Annotated in this window: 15 protein-coding genes and 1 pseudogene; 10 read left to right on the forward strand and 6 right to left on the reverse strand. The window is 45.2% G+C overall.

The genetic code is table 11. The features are described from left to right. Positions 1–3 precede the first annotated feature (3 nt). From thiC to DSM107010_RS05245, 6 genes and pseudogenes are all read left to right on the forward strand, one after another. A complete protein-coding gene (gene thiC, locus DSM107010_RS05215; RefSeq protein WP_015154628.1) occupies positions 4–1,374 on the forward strand; it encodes a phosphomethylpyrimidine synthase in 1,371 nt (456 codons plus the stop codon). 263 nt (positions 1,375–1,637) lie between these two features. Then, entirely contained in the window at positions 1,638–2,555 is a 918-nt protein-coding gene (locus DSM107010_RS05220) for an SDR family NAD(P)-dependent oxidoreductase (RefSeq protein ID WP_015154627.1), read from the forward strand. Positions 2,556–2,683: 128 nt separating this feature from the next. After that, a complete protein-coding gene (locus DSM107010_RS05225) occupies positions 2,684–3,877 on the forward strand; it encodes a succinate--CoA ligase subunit beta (protein ID WP_015154626.1) in 1,194 nt (397 codons plus the stop codon). After that, a complete protein-coding gene (locus DSM107010_RS05230) occupies positions 3,877–4,761 on the forward strand; it encodes a succinate--CoA ligase subunit alpha (RefSeq protein WP_015154625.1) in 885 nt (294 codons plus the stop codon). The genes DSM107010_RS05225 and DSM107010_RS05230 overlap by 1 nt, the downstream gene beginning before the upstream one ends. An 82-nt stretch (positions 4,762–4,843) precedes the next feature. Then, positions 4,844–5,452 carry an EamA family transporter gene (locus DSM107010_RS05235; RefSeq protein WP_106168420.1) on the forward strand — a complete coding sequence of 203 codons (609 nt, stop codon included), beginning with the start codon at positions 4,844–4,846 and terminating at the stop codon, positions 5,450–5,452. A gap of 85 nt (positions 5,453–5,537) precedes the next feature. Then, positions 5,538–6,917: pseudogene (locus DSM107010_RS05245) on the forward strand (ISNCY family transposase). A gap of 224 nt (positions 6,918–7,141) precedes the next feature. Here DSM107010_RS05245 and DSM107010_RS05250 read toward each other — a convergent pair. Both DSM107010_RS05250 and nfi read right to left on the reverse strand, forming a co-directional pair. After that, a complete protein-coding gene (locus tag DSM107010_RS05250) occupies positions 7,142–9,088 on the reverse strand; it encodes a serine/threonine-protein kinase (RefSeq protein ID WP_106168423.1) in 1,947 nt (648 codons plus the stop codon). A gap of 113 nt (positions 9,089–9,201) precedes the next feature. Beyond that, positions 9,202–9,867 (reverse strand): deoxyribonuclease V, encoded by a 666-nt coding sequence (gene nfi / locus DSM107010_RS05255; RefSeq protein WP_106168424.1) that lies wholly within the window; start codon positions 9,865–9,867, stop codon positions 9,202–9,204. A 290-nt stretch (positions 9,868–10,157) separates the two neighbouring features. On the opposite strand from nfi, the gene DSM107010_RS05260 reads away from it, so the two are divergent. Together DSM107010_RS05260 and DSM107010_RS05265 are read left to right on the forward strand one after the other, a co-directional pair. Next, the gene (locus tag DSM107010_RS05260; RefSeq protein ID WP_106168425.1) at positions 10,158–10,976 is read left to right on the forward strand and encodes a prohibitin family protein; all 819 of its coding nucleotides are present in this window, start codon (positions 10,158–10,160) and stop codon (positions 10,974–10,976) included. A 542-nt stretch (positions 10,977–11,518) separates the two neighbouring features. Further along, positions 11,519–12,397 carry a sulfurtransferase gene (locus DSM107010_RS05265; RefSeq protein WP_127022505.1) on the forward strand — a complete coding sequence of 293 codons (879 nt, stop codon included), beginning with the start codon at positions 11,519–11,521 and terminating at the stop codon, positions 12,395–12,397. Between the two features lie 120 nt (positions 12,398–12,517). Here the strand turns inward: DSM107010_RS05265 and DSM107010_RS05270 are convergent, their stop codons facing one another. Both DSM107010_RS05270 and sbcC read right to left on the reverse strand, forming a co-directional pair. Beyond that, positions 12,518–13,114, reverse strand: a complete 597-nt coding sequence (locus DSM107010_RS05270) for a gamma-glutamylcyclotransferase (protein WP_127022508.1) — start codon at positions 13,112–13,114, stop codon at positions 12,518–12,520. Positions 13,115–13,412: 298 nt separating this feature from the next. Beyond that, positions 13,413–16,439: an exonuclease subunit SbcC gene (gene sbcC, locus DSM107010_RS05275; protein ID WP_127022511.1), complete on the reverse strand. Its 3,027-nt coding sequence runs from the start codon at positions 16,437–16,439 to the stop codon at positions 13,413–13,415. 408 nt (positions 16,440–16,847) lie between these two features. Between sbcC and DSM107010_RS05280 the strand changes: the two genes are divergently transcribed. Further along, positions 16,848–17,471, forward strand: a complete 624-nt coding sequence (locus tag DSM107010_RS05280; RefSeq protein ID WP_106170146.1) for a DJ-1/PfpI family protein — start codon at positions 16,848–16,850, stop codon at positions 17,469–17,471. Positions 17,472–17,849: 378 nt separating this feature from the next. Beyond that, entirely contained in the window at positions 17,850–18,791 is a 942-nt protein-coding gene (locus DSM107010_RS05285; protein WP_106170144.1) for an ABC transporter ATP-binding protein, read from the forward strand. 147 nt (positions 18,792–18,938) lie between these two features. Here the strand turns inward: DSM107010_RS05285 and lysS are convergent, their stop codons facing one another. After that, positions 18,939–20,444 (reverse strand): lysine--tRNA ligase, encoded by a 1,506-nt coding sequence (lysS, locus tag DSM107010_RS05290; protein ID WP_015154615.1) that lies wholly within the window; start codon positions 20,442–20,444, stop codon positions 18,939–18,941. Positions 20,445–20,588: 144 nt separating this feature from the next. Further along, positions 20,589–21,563, reverse strand: coding sequence for a M48 family metallopeptidase (locus tag DSM107010_RS05295; protein WP_106168093.1), 975 nt, complete (start codon positions 21,561–21,563; stop codon positions 20,589–20,591). Positions 21,564–21,689 lie beyond the last annotated feature (126 nt).

The raw sequence follows: 21,689 nt of genomic DNA on the forward strand, positions 1-21,689 counted from the left end.
GAAATGCGTACAGAATGGATCGCGAAGCGTCGCGGGCAAGATAACGTGTCTCAAATGCACTTTGCCCGTAAAGGTGTAATAACCGAAGAAATGCATCATGTCGCCCGACGGGAGAATTTACCGGTGGAGTTGATTCGAGATGAAGTAGCGCGGGGACGCATGATTATCCCTGCCAATATCAATCATCCCAATTTGGAACCGATGTGTATTGGCATCGCCTCCAAATGTAAGGTGAATGCTAATCTTGGTGCTTCACCCAACTCTTCCAACCTAGATGAAGAAGTTGCCAAGCTCAATCTAGCGGTAAAATATGGAGCCGATACCGTCATGGACTTATCCACAGGCGGCGGTAACTTAGATGAAATTCGCACTGCAATTATTAACGCTTCTCCGGTGCCAATTGGCACTGTACCAGTCTATCAAGCTTTAGAAAGCGTCCATGGTAGTATTGAAAAGCTCACTGCGGAAGATTTTCTCCACATCATCGAGAAACACGCCCAGCAAGGTGTAGACTATATGACAATTCATGCTGGGATTTTAATCGAGCATTTGCCATTAGTCAAAAACCGAATTACCGGAATTGTCTCCCGTGGTGGAGGTATTTTAGCGCGGTGGATGTTGCACCATCACAAACAAAATCCGCTGTACACGCACTTGCGCGACATTATCGAGATTTTTAAGAAATACGACGTGTCCTTTAGTTTAGGTGACTCTCTACGCCCTGGCTGTCTCCACGATGCATCCGACGAGGCACAGTTAGCAGAATTAAAAACTTTGGGACAACTGACTCGTAAAGCCTGGGAACACGATGTCCAAGTCATGGTAGAAGGACCAGGACACGTCCCGATGGATCAAATTGAATTTAACGTCCGCAAGCAGATGGAAGAGTGTTCGGAAGCACCTTTTTACGTGCTGGGACCATTGGTAACGGATATTGCCCCAGGCTACGACCATATCACTTCTGCGATCGGGGCAGCAATGGCAGGTTGGTATGGTACGGCAATGTTATGCTATGTCACACCTAAAGAACATTTGGGCTTACCCGATGCGGAAGACGTGCGGAATGGTTTGATTGCCTACAAAATCGCCGCCCACGCTGCGGACGTGGCAAGACACCGCATCGGTGCTAGAGATAGGGATGACGAGCTTTCAACCGCCCGTTACAATTTCGACTGGAATCGTCAGTTTGAATTATCCCTCGATCCAGACAGGGCAAAGGAATATCACGACGAAACCCTGCCAGCAGATATTTATAAAACTGCTGAATTCTGCTCGATGTGCGGTCCCAAATTCTGCCCGATGCAAACAAAAGTTGATGCTGACGCGCTGACGGAACTAGAAAAGTTCTTGGCACGAGAAACTGTGAAAGGATAGTGGTGAGTGGTGCGTGAAGAAGGGGTGTAGGGTGTGGGGTATGGGGTGTGGGAAATTTGTTTTTGGTTGTTGGTTGTTGGTTGTCGCTCCCTCAACTTCGCGACTCTCCCTCAGCTCCCTCAGCCCCCTCAGCCCCCTCAGCTCTCTTAATTGTGTCTCCTCAGATATAAGACAAGTTTGCCCTCGTCGCTTTAAAATCTTTGCAGAACATAGGGTAGGATTGTCTGTCTCGCCCTAATTGTTGCTCGTTAAATTGACTAAAAATGCTTTCTTTATCCGAACAAGTTGTATTAATTACTGGTGCTTCTACTGGCATTGGGGCAGCACTGGCAAAAATTTTAGCAGAACGATTTAAGACGATTCGCTTAGTCTTGGCAGCTAGAGATGCAGACAAGTTGGAAAAGGTCGCTAGTCACTGTCGGCAATTAGGGGCAGAAGTTCTCATCGTTCCCACAGATTTAGCACAGACTGACCAAGTTGAAGCCCTAGCCCAAGCCGCGATCGCAAAATTCGGTCGCGTTGATGCTTTAGTTAATAATGCTGGCTACGGACAGATGGGACCCATAGAACTCATTCCCCACGAAGCTGCTGCCAGACAATTTCAAATCAACGTGCTAGCACCCTTAGCGCTGATCCGCAGCTTAATTCCGCTGATGCGCGATCGCGGTGGTGGCAGAATTATCAATATTAGTTCGCTGGGTGGCAGGATGGCTTTCCCGTTTGGCGGTTTGTATAGTGGTTCAAAATTTGCCCTCGAAGGACTCAGCGATGCTTTGCGCATGGAACTAGCACCATTCAATATTAAAGTCAGCGTCATCGAACCAGGTCCAGTCAGCACGGATTTTTTTGCCGCCGCCGCCCAAGCTGTAGAATCAACCGTAGCCACTCCCGAACGCACCCCCTATCGCGCTGCTTTTGAAAAATTAAAAGATTTAGAGAAACACACGAGTAGCCGTGCTTGGAGTGCCGAACGAGTTGCAGAAGCAATTGTTAAAGCACTGACAGATTCTCATCCCCGCCCGCGCTATATTGCAGCAACAGGGGGAAATTTTTTGGTGTTTATGATGACGAAAGTTTTATCAACTAAAGTTGTCGATCGCTTTTGGCAGCGATTTTATGGCATTAACCTCGTAGCGCAAGATTGGCAAAAGCATCGTTTAGGCTTGAAGGATGAAGTATAAATGAATTGGTAATTGGTAATTGGTAGTTGGTAGTTGGTAGTTCTCGATCGCTACCCTAATCCCTTAGTGCTAAATCCTAATCCCTCCTGACCCATTACCCATTACCTATTACCTATTACCATCAAAAAATGGATCTACTAGAGTATCAAGCTAAAGAATGGTTTCGCGAGATTGGTATTCCAGTTTTACCTTCCCAAAGAATCGATCGTCCCCGCGATTTGAAGGGGTTGAAGATTCCCTATCCAGTAGTACTCAAATCGCAAGTGCGGACGGGAGGTAGGGGAAAAGCTGGGGGAGTAAAGATCGTCACGAATACGATCGACGCGATCGCTGCGGCACAAACGATCTTCAATTTACCAATTTTAGGGGAATTTCCTGAAGTTTTACTAGCGGAGGCAAAATACAACTCCGATCGCGAGTTTTACCTAGCCATAGTTATCGATGCAGTTGCTCGCCGTCCGTTGCTTCTGGGTTCTACGCAAGGGGGAGTCGATGTTGAATCCAATCCAGAAGCTTTACAACAAGTCATAGTCGAACGAGATTTTTCACCCTTTTATGCCCGCCGATTAGCAGTCAAAATGGGCTTGCAGGGAGATGCACTGGCATCGGTCAGCGCTATCGTGGAAAAAATGTACGGTTTATTCGTGCAGAAAGATTTGGATTTGATCGAAATCAATCCTTTAGGGGTCAGTTCGACTGGGGAGTTAATGGCATTGGATGGTAAAGTTACTGTCAACGACCAAGCGATCGCCCGCCATCCCGATATTTTGATGATGGCAGAAAAAAAAGCTAGCCGTCCTAACGGTTATCCATCAGTCGCTCAAGTTGGCAAGTGGAATGAGGTAGATAAGTCGGGAAATATTGCAATTTTGGGCAATGGCGCGGGGTTATTGATGGCAACTTTAGATTTGATCGCCACAGCCAGTCACCGCAAACCATCTGTTTGCTTAAATGTGGGACATGGAAGAATTGGCGCAAATGGGGGGTTGAATTTTTGCGATCGCGTCGTCCAAGGTCTAGAATTGATTGCTCAAGATAAATCTATCCACGCGATCTTAGTTAATATTCTTTGTAGCGTGCCGACAACTGTAGAAGTGGCTGAGGCGATCGCGACTTTCGTACAACAGCACGACAATAAGACGCACAAAACTCGTTCTCATGCCCAATACCCTAAACTAGTCGTGCGCTTGGCAGGAACGGATTTAGCAGATGCCAAAGCAAAGCTAGATGCGGTACAAGTCTCTTCAATGGAAGATTTAGACGAAGCGATCGCCCAAGCCGTCCGTGTTGCGAAAAGTTCGTTGCCTAAAAGAAGTGAGTGATGAAATTAAAGCCTGATAGTAAAGTTTTAATTCAGGGCATGACAGCATCGCTCTGGTCGCCCTACATTGCTCGTATGCAAGCCTACGGGACGCAGATTGTTGCCGCAGTTAGTCCTGGTCAAACGACATCTATTGACGATTTACCCGTGTTCGATTTGGTCGAACAGGCAGTAGCGGCAGTTGGGGCGATCGATACGACGATTATTTTCGTCCCTCCCTATCAAGCTTTAGATGCTGCGTTAGAGGCGATCGCTTCTGGGATAAAACAAATTATTATCATCTCTGCTGGCGTACCTCCTTTGGATATGGTGCGCTTGTTGCGTAAAGCAGAGGCAAACGAAACCATAATTGTAGGACCAAACAGTCCGGGTATTATCATTCCTGGCAAATTACTTTTGGGAACCCATGCCAGTGAATTTTATACTCCAGGTTCGATTGGTATTGTCAGTCGCAGCACGACTCTGACTTACGAAATTGCCTTGGGATTGACTAAAGCCGGGTTAGGGCAGTCAATTGCTGTCAGTATTGGCAGTGATGCAATTATTGGTTCTTCTTTTCTACAATGGCTGCAAATTTTCGATGAAGACGATACTACAGAAGCGATCGTTTTAGTCGGGGAACCTGGGGGAAATAGCGAAGAAGCTGCGGCGCGTTACATTGCCGAGGCGATCGATAAACCAGTTATAGCCTACATTGCTGGTTGTCATGCGCCAGCTGGCAAACACTGGGGGCATACTGGGACGCTAGCAGCCGTGGTTGGCAGAGGAGATAATGTCGGTACGGCAAAAAGCAAGTTAGAAGCTTTCAAAGCGGCAAAAGTTCCAGTTGCAGAACGCCCCTCGCAAATTGCTGAATTGGTGAAAAAGGCATTAAAGAAAAAATAAAAGATGCAGTTTGATACTTCCGAATTGACTCGAAATCTTTGATGAATAGAGAACAGGGAAAAGTCAAGGATATGAAATCTAGATGACTCAACCCACACTAAACACCCAAGGCTTAATGGCGGCTCTATGTGCCGCAGCTACTTGGGGTATGGTAGGTGTATTTGTCCGCTGGCTTCCAGGATGGTCTGCTTTTGCAGTTTTGGCAGGTCGCTTTCTGGTTGCCACTGTTGCAATGCTGCCGATCCTTTTTCTAGCGCCGAGTGTCCGACACGATCTGATTCGCTCCCTTCGCACTTCAACGATCTGGTGGCTGAGTTTGCCAGCTATTGGAGGTTATGTCTTAGGCACGACGGCATTTCAGCTAGCACCTGTGGGAGAAGTGACATTATTATTCACAACCTCACCCTTGTTTATTATTGCCTACAAATATGTTGTGCGCTTACACGTTAAACGAAATGAAGGCTTTGGAATGCTGCTGGCTATGGCTGGAGCCAGTGCGATCGTGCTGCCTCAGCTATCTACCGATCGCGCTGTCTCTTGGGCAACTCTAGCAGGCTACCTTTTAGCATTAGGTGCTGCTGGTTCGATCGCAATTTATACACTTTGGTTTAATGCATTTGCTCAGCAAAACATTGCGCCAAAATCGATAAATGTGGTTTTTCTGACCTGTTTGCTAGGAACTGGAGTTTAGACTAGTTTCCGGTGCGAAACTTAAAAGTCTTACAGTGATTGAGATAGAACTTTTAGGTACTCAATCCGAGTTGGGCTGGTGAGAGGTGTTACGAAAGAAATATCATATCGAGCAAAAATTTAGAACTCTGCTGCAATTAACTGGAAAGATGGATGCTGAAATGGTTGAGATTGACCAGATTCTCGATGATGAGAACCTATTAGAGTTAGTTGAAGCTGACTTATCTCTCGCGTTCTTCTCATGCAACCAAAACCGGCAGAAATTCAACTCCTGTAGAAGTTATACTACGGATGATAGTTCTGAAACACTTACGCTGCCTGAGTTACGAAAAGACCATCAAAAACGTAAGTGAAAGTTTAGTTCTAAGACAATTCTGCCGAGTATATTTTCAGCCACTACCGAACAAGAGTACGCGCTTTTCGTTGGTCGAATCAAATAAGTGAAACAATTTTGAAGAAACTGAATCAACGACTGACGCAAATGGCTATCGAGCTGCAATTAACTAAAGCACAAAAGATGAGAACAGACGGAACAGTAGGAGCCACAAATATTCACTTTCCTTCTGATAATAGCTTATTAGTAGATGGGGTGAGAGTTATGAGCCGTCTGTTGTACAAGGCTAAAGAAATTCTGAGTTCAAACTCAAAAATTCATCCTCGATTATTCCAAAACCGTTACCGGACAGCTAGAAAAATTTCTCGCAATATTGATAGTCTATCTCAAGCTCGAAGCCAGTGGGGTCGTCAAAATAGAGAACAAGCTTATCGCCGATTACTTGAAGTAACTCAAGCTAGTCTTAAACAAGCTCAAAAGGTACAGGTTCTTCTCAAGGATTCAACCGATTTAAAAGCGGCAAAAGTTGGTCGAGCTTTAGCTATTTTTATTCCTCGCGTCACACAAGTTATTGCTCAGTCATCTCGCCGTGTTTTACGTCAAGAAAGAGTTTCGGCTCATGAAAAACTCGTGAGTATCTTTGAAGCTCATACTGACATTATCTGTCGAGGAAAACCTAATTTATCAACAGAATTTGGACATAAAGTTTGGTTAGATGAAGTTGATGGAGGGCTAATCAGTAATTATCGAGTTCTCAAAGGTAATCCTCACGATACGCAACAGTGGGTTGAGAGCCTTGACCAACATCTACAAATTTTTGGTCGTCCACCCAAGCAAGCAAGCGCCGACCGAGGAGTTTATTCTCACCCAAATGAAAACTATGCTCAAAAATTAGGAGTCAAACAAGTAATCCTCCCCAAGGGAGGCTATAAGAGTAAAGAAAGAGATAATTTTGAAAGAAAGAGAAATTTTCAGAAAGGTCGCCGCTGGCATAACGGGATAGAAGGACGTATAAGTGTTCTCACACATATGCTTTGGATTAGAACGATGTTTATACAAAACTATAGCAATCCTAAATAGGATGTATGGTTATCCATACATCCTATTTAGGATTGCTATATTCAACTATTGAAATATTTATTAATCTTCTCGAAATGAATTCATTCACAAAATCTTATTAACAATATGCAGAGCTACACTAATTTTTTCACTGATACTTTCTCATGTTTTGCACCGGAAACTAGTCTAATCTCCAATTTTGGAGTTACGCGCTTGAAAATTGAGATCTCGATCCCCCCTAGCCCCCCTTTTGAAGGGGGAATGAATGCCCCCTTTTTAAGGGGGTTGGGGGATCGGCTACTGCTGCGGTACGCGCCAAACATCAATTGTGCCATTACCAGTCCCGCTAACTAATGTTTGTCCCCTGGGACTGAAGGCGACGGCATTAAAATAGTCTGCATTTCCTGTCACGTAGCCGATTAAGGTGTGGCGTAACTTGCCTGTCTCCAGATTCCACAGCTTGACAACGCGATCGCTACTGTTACTTGCCAGTGTTTTACCATCAGAGCCGATCGCAACAGAAGTGACTACGCTGCGATCGCTGCTCAAGGTACGAACGAGCTGACCCGTATTCAGATTCCACAGTTTAATTGTCCCATCACTACTGCCACTAGCAATTTGTCCGTTGTTGCTCGTAGCTAGGGAAAACACATTTCCAGCACCACTGATAGTCCGAATTAACTTGCCTGTATCCAGATTCCACAACTTAATCGTCTCGTCGCTGCTACCAGTGGCAAGAATTTGTCCATCGCGGCTGATGGCAACAGCATTGACATCGCCGGAATGTCCGTTGAGGTTATGTCGCAATTGACCTGTATTCAAATTCCACAGCTTGACAATTCCGTCATTGCTCCCACTTGCCAAAGTTTGTCCGTCGGTCGCGATCGCCACTGAATTAACATGGTTTAATCCGCCACTGAGAGTTTGGATCAGTTTACCCGTGTGAGGATTCCACAACTTGATCGTGCGATCGCCACTCCCACTAGCAAGAATTTCTCCATCTGGACTCATCGTTAGGGAATGGACGTGACCTGAATGTCCGGTTAAAAGACGCTGTAGTTTGCCCGTATTAAAATCCCAAATCTTAATTGACCCATCACCGCTACCAGTAGCAAACGTTTGCCCATCAGAGCTGAAAGTGACACAATTATAGTTACTAAAAATCGGCGCGTTTACACTCAGAGGAGCGCGGTGAGCATCAACTGAGCGCCCACCTGCCGATCTTTCTAGTAGCAAGCTGCTCGGTAAACTCCGCATCACCGCAAATACATCGGCTGGAAATACTCCAAATCGACTGTAGGCATAGATTTGAGTTCCAAGCAAAAAAAGTAGAAGAGTTGCACCACCTGCAACTAAAGCACTGAGATTGCGCGGATGTAATCTAATTGGTGGTAGCGATCGCCTGCGGGTAGGAGTAGAACTAAAGCGTTGAAGTTGTTGTAAGTCGTATAGTACTTTGTCTGCTGATTGGTAGCGATCGCTTATTTGGGAACGCACCATCTTGTCTAAAATTGCTGCTAGGTGAGGTGAAACTTGGGCGCGATCGCGCCAGATAACTTCCCCATCTGCATCTTCGCTTAATTCGCTTGGCGCTACTCCAGTCAAAGCTTGAATTGCCGACATTCCCAGCGCATAAATATCGCTAGCATAACGCGGTCTGCCTCTGGCTTGCTCGATAGGCATATATCCCGGTGTGCCGATCGCGCGCGTGAAAGTAACTTGTCCGTTTCCAACAACTATCTGAGTATTAACTTGCTTAACTGCCCCAAAGTCAATTAAGATCGATTTCCCATCTTTGTGTCGTCGAATGATATTACTGGGTTTGATATCTCGATGAATGACTTGACTCTGGTGGACAAAATTCAAAATTTCTAGTACATCTACAAGCAGATTGAATACCTCTGCTTCTGGTAGCTGCTGACCGTCTGCCAGTAACGTACTTAAGGGATAACCTTCAACGAGTTCCTGTACTAAATAAAATTCTTCGTTTTCAATAAAATAATCGAGTAAGTCTGGAGTTTTCTCGTGTCTTCTTCCCAAACTTTCTAAAACTCTAGCTTCAGAATCAAATAATAGCTTTGCTTCTCGTAATGTATTTGGATCGTTGCTTGCTGGTTTCAACCGTTTCACCACGCACTGTCTTTTCATTCTGCGCAGGTCTTCAGCAAGGTAGGTTTCCCCATAGTAGCCGCGTCCCAATTGGCTAATAATGCTGTAGCGCCCGTCTAGCAGTGTACCTAGCATTAGTCGATCTTATCCAGCAGCAGAGCGTCCATATTGTTACCGAGTCAGCGATCGCAGTTAAACTCCAAAGTACGCATTCCTTCTGCCCCTGTCATCTGTCCTCTGCCTTATTTTCACTTTGACGAAGCTAATTTATCTGCAATGCGGGTAGTTTCTGGCAGACGATATTTTGGCGTACATTGCAAAACATAATCGATCGCAGTGGTTAAGCTGACTCGATGCCCGCTAGAAATATAGAGTGGTTTTGTCCCAGTTCTGGTTCTAAGTACTGCACCAATAGTTTCTCCTTTATCGGTTAATAGTTGCCAACTACCTCGTGCTTCTGGGACTTCTTGATGTTTACCAATCAGTAGAGACTTTGCCACACCTATAGTTGGTATATCCACAATTAACCCTAAATGACAAGCGATTCCAAATCGACGCGGATGAGCAATTCCCTGACCGTCACACAAAATTATATCGGGCGTAATGTTAATTTTTTCCAGAGCATCAAGAACGGCAGGAACTTCCCGAAATGATAAGAATCCTGGGATATAGGGAAAACTTGTCGGACGACGCGCGATCGCTGTTTCTTGGAGTTGCAGACTGGGAAAACTTAGCACGGCAACTGCAGCTCGACTTATCGTACCATTTGCCTCAAAACCCATATCTACACCTGCAACATACTGTACTGGTGTCGGAATTTTATCTGTAGTAATAATTTCACCTCGTAATTTTTCTTGAATTGCGATCGCTTCTGCTGTAGTTAAAGTCCAAGTATGGCGTTGGTTAATTTTCATGAATCAGTTGTCAGTTGTCAGTTATCACTTATCAGTGTAGAGACGTTATATGTAACGTCTCTACAAAGTTATCAGTTATCAGCAACCAGTTATCAATAACTCAGGAAGATGCTTATCTTAAGATTTTTAGCAATTTTCCCCAAATTCTATTATTTGAGCGCTTAATACAATTAAAACCAAACAGTACGGATTAATAATGAATAATTGGTATTGAATAACTGAATGAACAAGTAGACAGCGACTTGACTTTTCACCTAACCACTAGCCACTAGCCACTAGCCACTAATTTTATGAGAAACAGCGATTATCTTAAAACAAGTTTGCCCTTTGCTGGCGGGATCGTTCTATTAATTGTTGCATTCATCTTTCGTCCTTTTGCGATCGTTAATGCAGGGCAAAGAGGCGTAATGATGCAATTTGGCAAAGTTCAAGAGGGAATTCTGGATGAAGGATTACATGCGATCGTACCTTTTGTTACCACAGTTAAAACTTTGAGCGTGCGCGTTCAGAAAAGCAGTTTTAATGCTGATGCTGCTTCTAAAGACTTGCAAAAAGTCACCACAGAACTAGCTGTTAACTGGCACATCGATCCTACACAGGTCAATAAGATTTTTCAACGAGTCGGAGATGAAGAACAAATTGTTGACGGGATCGTTACTCCAGCCGTCTCTGAAGTTCTCAAAGCGGCAACTGCAAAAAAAACTGCGGAAGAAATTATTACCAAAAGAACAGACTTAAAAGCAGAAATTGACGATGCTCTAAAATCTCGTCTGGGAGATTATGGAGTCATGGTAGACGACGTTTCTCTAGTGAATTTTTCCTTCTCGCCAGAGTTTAGCAAAGCTATTGAGTCAAAACAAATTGCCGAACAGGAAGCCAAGCAAGCAGATTTTGTTGCTTTAAAAGCGACAAAAGAAGCGCAAGCAGAAGTTAACCGTGCTAAAGGACAAGCAGAAGCGCAAAGATTGCAGCGACTTACTTTGACTCCAGAAATACTGCAAAAACAAGCGATTGAAAAATGGGATGGGCGTTTCCCTACAGTTATGAGCGGTAACAGTAGTCTACCTTTAATAAATATCAATCCTGCCGATTTGAACAATAAGAAATAATTATGAGCGATCGGTTGATGGTTGACTGATAACTGTACGGGCGGGTTTTGACTCTCGAACTACTGTTTTAATGGTTAATCTGTTAGCTAAACCCGCCCCTACAATAACTGATAACTGTTACTTAAACTTTTTGCTTGCATTCATAATATCTCTTGTACTCTTCGTCTAAATTCTCTCTATTGGGAAACTTTTTATACAAAATTTTTTGCTGGAGTGGCTGCAAGCTCCTATGTTAGTTATTGATATTTAAAAATTACATAAAAACATTTATACTTAACTTTCTTTTGTTCTACGTAAAATGAATGCCTATCTCTAAAGATATAAGCCAACTGGTATAGTGAGACACTTTTTATTTGTGCTAGCTACCTTAATACTAGTTAGTGGATAGAACGTTCTATTTAATAGCACCAGTCTTGGTGGAATGCATTAGTTACTGGGTGCGGGTGCTGTCTTTTAAGCCCCGCTTGCCCATTTCACCTGACTGCGATGCTTCAGAGTGAGTCCGTAAGATTGTCCAAATCAAAAAGGAATAAGGCAAAACAATGAAACCGCTGATTTCCCCAGAAGAACTTGCGACTTTAGTGCAGCAGGAGTCAATAGCGATCGTTGACACTCGCGCTCCAGAAGAGTACGCAATTGCCCATATTCCTGGCGCAGTCAATATTCGCGAGATTTTTACTTATTTAGCTGCCTCTACACCTGAAGGATTGAATAGCCTGCACGCGGAATTTGCCAAACTTTTAGGCGTAGCTGGTATTTCAGGTAGAGAAAAGATTGTCATCTACGAAGAGGCGATGAATAAAGGCTTTGGACAATCTTGTCGAGGATACTTTCTGCTGAAGTATTTTGGTTGTCAGCAAGTATCCGTATTGCATGGCGGTTATCAAGCTTGGTTGAAGATGGGGTTACCGACAACTGCGGAAGTTCCTACACCAGAACCAACAACGTTTGTGATGGACATCGATCCGGCAATTATGGTGACTACAGAACAGATGTTGCAGTCTTTGGACGACCCAGCCATTATCAAGTTAGACGTGCGCGATCGCGATGAGTGGATGGGTGATAGTTCTTCCCCTTATGGTGTAGATTTCTGTCCCCGCAAAGGTAGGATTCCCGGTGCGGTTTGGATTGAGTGGTATGACTTCATGGTTCCCAATACTGAAATTCCTACACTCCGTTCCAAAGAAGAAGTTTTAGCGATGTGTGAGAAGGTGGGCATTACTCCAGAATCAACGGTGTATGTCTACTGTTTCAAAGGCTCTCGCGCCTCCAACACCTTAATCGCCCTTCAAGAAGCGGGGATTAAAAACGTGAGAAACTATTTTGCTTCATGGAATGAATGGTCTCGCGATCCATCTTTGCCAATTGAGACAGGCAAACCAGCGACCAGTAACCAGTTACCAGTGAGCAGTTATCAGTAATCAGGGAGCAGGAGTTGTAGGGGCGGGTTTAGCAAAAGGTTCACAGGTTTTGACAATAAATCTTGGTTCAAAACCCGCCCATACAAGGGTCATTCCGAATTACCAATTACCAATTACCAATTACCAATTACCAATTACCGCTTGCCTTTGCAACTGGTACATGCGATCGAACAATTGCCAGCAATATTTTTCTGACAAGCCGCAAGTTACTGCACCTCTAAGGACTACATCAAAATACCAGTCGTTAGGGGGCATTTCTGTTGCTAGTTTATTCACGACAACGTATGTCCGCACGCCTTTGTACAGACGTTCTCGGCTGTGGACGCTGATTCTTTCGTGACGATACCAATTTTCAGCGACTCCCTCACGGCGATCGAGGGCTTGGCTCAGGCGTTTTGGTAGCATGTACAATACCCCTTCCACGCTAGCTGTTTTATCGGGGACGACATCCAATACACCAGAGTTTCGTAACGGAGAATAGGAATAAAAGCCCAATCTGTAGCCTTTGAGAGTCGCAGGACCGATCGCGTACACGTGTGTTTTTTCACCGAGCGATCGCTTTAAATCTACCGGACACATACAAGAGCCGTAAGCAAAATAGTAAAACATCGGTTCGCGTTGCTGTTGCTGACTCAAATAGGCATTGCCGATCGCGTTTTTACCGATAGTTTCATCAGTACTTGCTACCCAGTCTTGTAATTGTCCTAGCCCGCTCATAAGATGATGGTAGTAAAAAGTCAAAAGTTAAAAGGCAAAAGGCTGAAAGCTACAACACGCTCAAGTTTAGCTCACTGCATGGTGCAAATTAGATGTGCTACAGCTGACTCGCTATGAGCATTATCTTATCAGACACTCTAATTTAAAGCAACGTATCCCGATAAGATAACCGTAGATTATGATTAGTTGTTAGTTGTTGGTTGTTAGTTGTTGGTTGTTGGTTGTTAGTTGATGGTTGTTTTTCTCCCTCAGCTTCCTCAGCTCCCTCAGCTCCCTCAGCTCTCTTTCCCCTGTTCCCTTACATAGACAAACTCAGTTGAGAACCATTTTGAGTCTTGACGACTTCGATCCGGGCTTGGAAAGCTTCTTTGAAATAGGGCATGTGCGTCACTGCCAGAATGCAAGAAAAGTCAGCAGCGATCGCGTTGACTGCGGCAATTAGGCGATCGCACCCTTCTTGGTCTTGCGTGCCGAACCCCTCATCAACAATCAATAATTGTAAAGATGCTCCTGCTCTTTGGGCTAACAATCTCGCCAGGGCTAGTCTAATGGCAAAATTGATCCGAAATGCCTCGCCGCCAGAGTAGGTTTCGTAAGGTCTGGTTCCCCGTGCATCGGCAATTAAAATATCTAAGGTATCGATCGTTTTGGCATTTTTTTTCGCTGCGCGTCCGCTACGTCCGGTTTTTTGGGTAATAAATTGGACGTGTAACTGGTTGGCAGACAGCCGCGCTAACAATTGGTTGGTTTCTGCTTCCAGTTGAGGCAGCAGATTTTCAATCATCAGCGCTTGAATGCCGTTTTTGCCAAACGCCTGCCCTAATTCTTGATAAACTCGCTGTTGCCGACGAGCAACTTGGAGTTGTTGCTGCTGTTGTTCCTGCTGAGCTTGCATCGCGGCTAATTGCTGAGACTGCTGCTGCAAGCGTCCTAACTGACTGAGGCAATCGTCGAGTTGGCGGCGACGAAACGCCAATTGTGATTCTAGAGTTTGAATTTCAGTTGTGGTATTGGGAGACTGTTCTAACTTTTGAATCACTTCTTCAATTTGAACCGCAAGAACTTGGCGTTCGGCAGTTCTAGCTTGTACGGCTTCAGCTAAATCGCGCGATCGCTGCTCTAGTTGAGGATACTGTTCTTGAGCTGAGAGTAGTTGTTGATAGCTCAATTGCCACACTTGGGCTTGTCGAATTGCCGTTCTGAGGGCGCTGTGTCGATCCGGATCGTAACCGATTTCGTCAATCCGAGCGGCGATCGCGGCTATTTGTTTGGCACATTCAGACTCAACTTGGTATTGCTCGATTTGCTGAGACAAATCGTCAATTTGCGTTCTCATCTCCGGTTGTCGGGCGATAATTTGTGCCTGTCGCTTTTGAGCATCTTTAATTTGTGCCTGTCGCACTTCTGCCCATCGCAATTTATCGACCTCACTCCGCGCTAAAGCATGGCTTTCTTCGCTGTAGTTGAGTCGCTGAAGTTGAGAATTGAGTTCGTTTAATTCTGCCTGTAAATCGGCGGCGTAGTCTCCCTGGGCTAGCGATCGCTCTAGGTGTTGTTTTTCTGCTGCAATTTGTTCTAAGCGACTTTGCAACTCATCGCTAGCAGATAGTTGCGCGATGACTTGTCCCCGTTGCTCTCGTAAAGCATCGTATTGGGTGAGTTTCTGCGCGACTTCCCGATATCGTCGTCGCAGTTCTTGAATTTCAGTTTCCGTGACTACCAACTGTTCTCGGACAACTATAAATTGTTCTTCAGTATCCCTTTTCTGTTCTTTAGTTTTGTCTACGACGCGATTCCAATGATGTTCGTCCAAAGGACGCTCGCACAAGGGACACACCGCATCTGGTACGGAGAGCATCTGAATTTTTTGCTCGACTTCTCCTAATTGCTTTTCAAATTCTCGTTGTTGCTCTTGCAGGCGTTCTAAAAAATGGCGGCGTTCCTGTCCTTTTTCCCGTACCCGTTCGATATAGACTTTATCTTTCTCTAGCTGCTCGATTTGGACTGCTACTTCTGTTGCGGTTTGTTGTAGCTGTGACTGAGTCGATTGCTGCTGGCTCAAGGTAATTTGTTGCGTTTCCAGTTCTTCTAGTTTGGCAGTTAACCGCGCTTGGACTTTATCAATTTGAGCTTGCAGGGTATTACGCCGCTGGATCAAAGGAGAAACTTGGAGTTGCAGCCGATCTAAATTTGCCAAGCGATCGCGGGCGGCGGCGAGTTGTAAGACTCCTGCTTCTACTTCCGCCGATTTGCTCAGAGCTTGTTGAGTTTCCTGTTCTTGCTGTTGTAAAATAACTAGCTGACCTTCAGCACGTTGTAATTGGCGCTGAAGTTCGTTGACTTGCTGTACGAGTTGTTGCTGTAATCGAGTGTGCTGTTGTTGGGCGTGGCTGTATTCCTGAAATTTAGTGCTGAATTCTTCTTCCTGCCCTAAGAGATCTTGATAGTGTTGGTATCCGGCTTGAATTTCCGGCTCTCGATTTAAAATCTCTGCTACAGCTGCCAGTTGAGACTCGATCGCTAAATGCTCTTGTTGGAGGCGATCGCGATCCACCGTTAGATTTTGAGACTGCTGTTTGAGGAAACTTAATTGTTGTTCCCAGTTTTGTTGTTGGCTGCGAATGACTTGTAAGCTTTTGAGTTGAATGTCATCAAAAGCTTGTTCCTGCTGCAACTGGTTGACTTGAGCTTCAATTTCTGCTAAATGAGTGGCGATCGCTTCTTGTTGTTGTAGTTGGGTGGCAAGCGATTGCAAAGCCTGTTCTAATTGATCGGCTTGAGCGCGAAAAGATTTCGACAGATCTTTTGCCCGTTCCTCTAGTTCGTCATAACGACGCAGTTTCAGTAACTCCGCCAAAATTTCTTTACGTTCGTTGGGGCGCTTGAGCATGAATTCATCAGCTCGTCCCTGACGCAAGTAAGCAGAGTTAATAAATGTTTCGTAGTCCAGCTTAACGTGTTCTAAAATTAATGACTGAGTGGCTCGGACTCCCTTTTCAGTTAGCGAGCGAAAGCCTTGTGGCGTTTCGACTTGAAACTCTAGGGAACTGCTTTGTCCTCGGTAACGGGTACGAATCACGCGATATTTGTGGCGATCGCTGTAAAACAGAAAATCAACCCGTACTTCTTTTGCTCCGGCATGAATGATATCATCTTCCGCTACAGCACGACTCTGACCCCAAACCGCCCAGGTAATCGCTTCGAGTAGAGATGATTTACCCGCCCCATTCGAGCCACATATACAGGCAATATGTAGCCCGCTAAAATCAAGAGTCGTCTCGCGATAACTGAGGAAGTTTTTAAGTATAAGTTGGACTGGAATCATTTATACTGCTGCGTCACACCCTCGATCTGGAAATAACAGTACAGATGCACTGTCACCTAGTTTATTGTAGTAAAAAATTGATAATGGTAATTGGTAATTGGTAGTTGGTAGTTGGTTGTCGCTAGCGAGCGACAGCAAATACCTTCTAGTTCACCACCAAAACGATCTGACAAATCGCAAATGATAAATGTCAAATGATAACATTTTTTTAAAACAACGCTATAGAAGATCCCCCCAACTCCTGTTGATAACGGAGATTTTTTGGAGAGTGTCGCAGTTCTCCGATCTTCCAACCCCAATGAGTTAGAAGTTAAGAAAAAAGTTACACATGAGGTAAATTGGTACGCTCGACGACGAATTACCAATTACCAATTACCAATTACCAACTCATAATGGAGGACTAAACCAATGACGGCGAAAAAAATTTTGATGCTGGTTGGTGACTACGTAGAAAATTATGAAGTCATGGTTCCATTCCAGGCGCTACAGATGGTAGGACATACAGTTCATGCTGTCTGTCCTGATAAAACAGCAGGGGAAAAGGTACGCACGGCAATACACGATTTTGAAGGCGACCAAACTTACAGTGAGAAGCCAGGACATAACTTTGCCTTAAACGCCTCCTTCGATGAAGTTAAAGCCGAAAACTACGACGCTTTAGTCATACCAGGCGGTAGAGCGCCAGAATACATCCGTCTAAATCAAAAAGTTTTGGATATTGCACGCCACTTTGCCCAAACCAACAAACCAATTGCAGCAATTTGTCACGGCTTACAAGTCCTAGCAGCAGCCGATGTATTACAAGGTAAGAGTTGCACTGCATACCCAGCCTGCGGACCCGACGTGATGAAAACTGGCGGTTTATACGTTCACATTCCTCCAGACGAGGCGATGGTGGATGGTAACTTGGTTACAGCACCCGCATGGCTCGCTCATCCTAACTGGTTAGCAGAATTTCTCAAGTTGTTGGGAACCAACATCGAGCATTTATCAGCTACCAATGACCAGTTACCAGTGAGCAGTTATCAGTGACTAGTGGCTGGTGGCTGGTGGCTAGAAAACTGATGAAGACTTCGCGATCGCTCTTACTAAGTGGCACAAGTTAAGCAGTAGCAGCATTATCTGAAGCACCAAAATAGAAAAAGCTCTTGGGAGTCTTGCCGTGTTTCGACCCCAAGAGCTTTTTCTTTAATACCACTCCTCACACACAACTTTAGTTTAGGCTACTCCTCTAGGGGAAAACAGTAGCACGTGACACTTTGCAAATTGGTTATCGGTTATCAGTGACTGGTGACTGGTGACTGGTGGCTAGTGGCTGAACTCTTTTCTAGTCACTAGCCACTAGTCACTAGCCACTCATCAATGACCATTTTTACAGTACCCTAGAGCAGCACCATACAGCAGCTTGACATGAGTGCTAATGCAATTCGGACTGCTCAACTATGTCGGAGTTTTGGTAATGTTACGGCTTTGGACAACTTATCGCTGGAAGTCCCGCAAGGAATTGTGTTTGGCTTTTTGGGGGCGAATGGTTCTGGTAAAACTACGACAATTAGGCTTCTACTAGGAATTTTAGAGCCAACGGCTGGTCAAGCTGAGGTACTGGGTTTCGATTGCCGTACCCACTCCCATGCCATTCGCCAGCGCACGGGTGCTTTGCTAGAACACCCAGGACTTTACGAACGACTCAGCGCAGAAGATAACTTAGAATTTTACGCTCGGGCTTGGCGCATTCCCACAGCCAAAAGGCGATCGCGGATTCAAGAATTACTTTCACACATGGGTTTGTGGCAGCGCCGCCATCAAAGAGTAGGAGAATGGAGTCGGGGCATGAAACAAAAACTCGCGATCGCTCGGGCGATGTTACATTCTCCGCCATTAATCTTTCTCGACGAACCCACCATCGGACTCGATCCCGTCGCTGCTGCTGCTTTGCGCGACAACATTCAGGAAATGGTAGCGCAGGAAGGAGTGACAGTATTCTTAACGACTCACAACTTGGCAGAAGCCGAAAAATTGTGTCAGCAAGTCGGCGTGATTCGTCAAGGTAAACTTTTAGCAGTAGGACATCCCGAGCGGTTGCGATCGCAAGCTGGCAATCCCAAACTAGAAATTATCGGACGTGGATTTACAGCAAATGCGATCGATTGGTTAGAGTCTCAACCGCTCATTGCTGAGATTGACATTTCTAAAATTAACAATGAGAGCGATCGCTTAACTATCTCCCTACATCAACTCATCAGTTCTGCTCCCATCGTCAAAATGTTAGTCCAAGCTGGAGTAGAAGTAGAAGAAGTTCGCAAAGTCAGTCCTACGCTGGAAGAGGTTTTTTTAAGCTTGATGGAACAGTAGAGAAATTCGGAATTCGGAATTCGGAATTCGGAATTAAATTCTCCCTCAGCTCTCTTCCCCGACTCCCGACTTCTGTACGGGCGGGTTTATTCGCTCAATTCTGGGTTGTTTCAGGGATATCCTGTAAAAACCCGCCCCTACAACTCCCTATTCGCTTGCTTCTGGTTTCAGTAAAGGAAAGGCGATTGCATCCCGAATACTGGCACAATCGGTTAAGAGCATCACCAGGCGATCGATCCCGATGCCTACACCACCAGTAGGTGGCAAGCCGTACTCTAAAGCTGTGAGAAAGTCTTCGTCTACTCCCTGTGCTTCTAAATCTCCAGCTGCTTTACGGGCTGCTTGTGCTTCTAATCGCTGTCTTTGATCGATCGGATCGCTCAACTCAGAAAATCCGTTGGCGGTTTCGCGTCCAGCTACAAATAACTCAAATCGCTCTACCAAACCAGGCTTTGAGCGGTGAGGCTTGGAAAGTGGCGAAATTTCTACAGGGTAATCGATGACATATGTAGGTTGAATCAGCGTGGCTTCGCAAGATTGTTCAAACGTCTCATTCAAGAGTTTGCCAATCGAAGTACATTCCTCAACTGCTTGAATTCCCGCTTGTTTCGCCGCAACCTTTGCCTCATCTAAACTTGAGAAAGCATGAAAGTCTAATCCTGTTTTCTCCTGTACGAGATCGTGCATCGTCACCCTGCGCCACGGGGGTGTGAGATCGATCGCCTCGTCTTGATAGGTGATTTGCAGCGTGCCTAAGACTTCCCGTGTCACAGTAGTGATGATATTTTCTACCAATTGCATCACGTCGTGATAATCGGCGTAGGCTTGGTAAATTTCAATCGAAGTAAATTCTGGATTGTGACGGGTAGAAACGCCCTCGTTCCGAAAAATGCGCCCCAATTCAAATACTTTCTCAAATCCACCCACGACCAACCGCTTGAGATGGAGTTCTGTGGCAATCCGCAGATACAAATCCATTTCTAGGGTGTTGTGATGCGTGATGAAGGGACGAGCATCAGCCCCGCCTGCTTCTGCTTGTAGCACAGGAGTTTCAATTTCAATAAAACCCTGCTGCTCCAAAAAGCGGCGAATTCCTGCCGTAATTTGAGCGCGACGGCGAAAAGTTTGCCGGACTTCTGGGTTGACAATTAAATCTACGTAACGCTGGCGATAGCGCTTAGCTACATCAGTCAAGCCATGCCACTTATCGGGCAAGGGAAGTAAAGACTTGGTAAGAATAGCGTATTGGTTAACAAAAACCGATAATTCACCCTTTTCCGTGCGTTTGATCGTCCCTTTTGCGCCTAAAATGTCCCCTGCGTCTGTCAGTTGCTTCAGATGATTGAAGGCATCTGGATCGATCTCTGCCATCGTAGTATCGATTCTTTTTTTATCTAAATACAGCTGGATCGTGCCAGTCTCGTCTTGCAAGCCGAAGAAAGCCAGTTTGCCAAAAACGCGGCGCGCGATGATTCTACCCGCGATCGCCACTTCTATTTCTACCTCTTCCCCATTGGGTAAGTCGGCATACTTTTCTTGTAATTGAGCTGCATGGTGGGTAGATTCCCAACGATAAGCATAGGGATTTAAACCCAACTGCCGCAACTGCTCGACTTTCTCTAATCGCGTGGCACGGATATCTTCTTCTGCCATGACTACTTTCCTAAAGGGAACGCACTGATAAAGGGACGCAATCTTTGATTATAAAGAATTTGTCATTCGTCATTTGTCATTTGTCATTAGCTATCTCTTCCTTATCTCCCTTGTCTTCCTTGTTTCCCTTGTCTCCCTCACTCCTCACTCCTCACCCCTCTTCTTGATTCGATCGATCTCGCGTTGCAATTCTTCAATTTGACGGCGCAAATCCTCTGTTGCGGCAGATGGGGATGATTCTGTTTGGACGTTAACTGCGTTTTGAGCTGGCGATCGCGAATAGTTGCCTTGGCGAATTTGACGATATTCGGCAGAATTTGCCCATTGTTGCAGATAAGTTATCCGTTCTACCGCAAATGGATGCGTTAGAAACAAGTTTTGGGGAAAGTTATTGTAAAGCAGAAATTTATAAACTTGGTTCAAGCTATCTTGGTCGAGTTCTTGGAATCTTTCTGCTTGCCGGATAAACTCGTCTAAACTGCATTCATGACCGTACTGAATGCTACCCCCAGCTAGCTTCATCATCGTTTGCATGACTGGTTTGAGATCGTCCATCACCATCAAGGCTGCTCGATCCGCTGATAACTCGGCTTTCCGCTTCCATTCGTAGAAGGCAAAGATCAATCCACTACTGACTAAATTTCCCAACCCTAGAGTTCTAGCTCCAATATAGTTAGCCGTGGAAATCACCCAAGTTGCCATTTGAATCAAAATTGTATGACCGCATTTGAGATGTCCTAATTCGTGTGCTATCACCGTGCGAATTTCTGTAGGATCCAATAGATCCAACAGTCCAGTGTTGAGAACGATATTAGGTTCCTCCTGACCGAGAGCATAGGCATTGACGACGGGAGTTTGAGACACGAACAAAACTGGTTCTGGAGAAATATCTAAATCTCGAACGCATTCGCGAAAAATTTGGTAGACGCTAGAATACTGGCGCGCTCCCACTTGAATGCTGTTGCCCATGTGATAGACCATTTGGGGGCGTTCGTAGAAAAATTTGATGAATTGTGTCGCTACCAAATCAAAACCTGGTAAACTCCGTAAAGCTTGTTCCGCTTGCCGATCGAGCGGATGGCGAAAAGTTTCGCAAGAAATGTCTGGATAAGTTGGCATTGTGCGAATTGGTAATAGGTTTAGTGATTGGCGAAAAGGGAGGAGCGAGGAGCGAGGAGCGAGGAGTGAGGGAAATTTTGGCTTTTAGATTGGTAATGGGTAATGGGTAGTTAGTAATTGCTCCCA

The organism is Chroococcidiopsis cubana SAG 39.79 (genome assembly GCF_003991895.1).
GTDB lineage: Bacteria > Cyanobacteriota > Cyanobacteriia > Cyanobacteriales > Chroococcidiopsidaceae > Chroococcidiopsis > Chroococcidiopsis thermalis.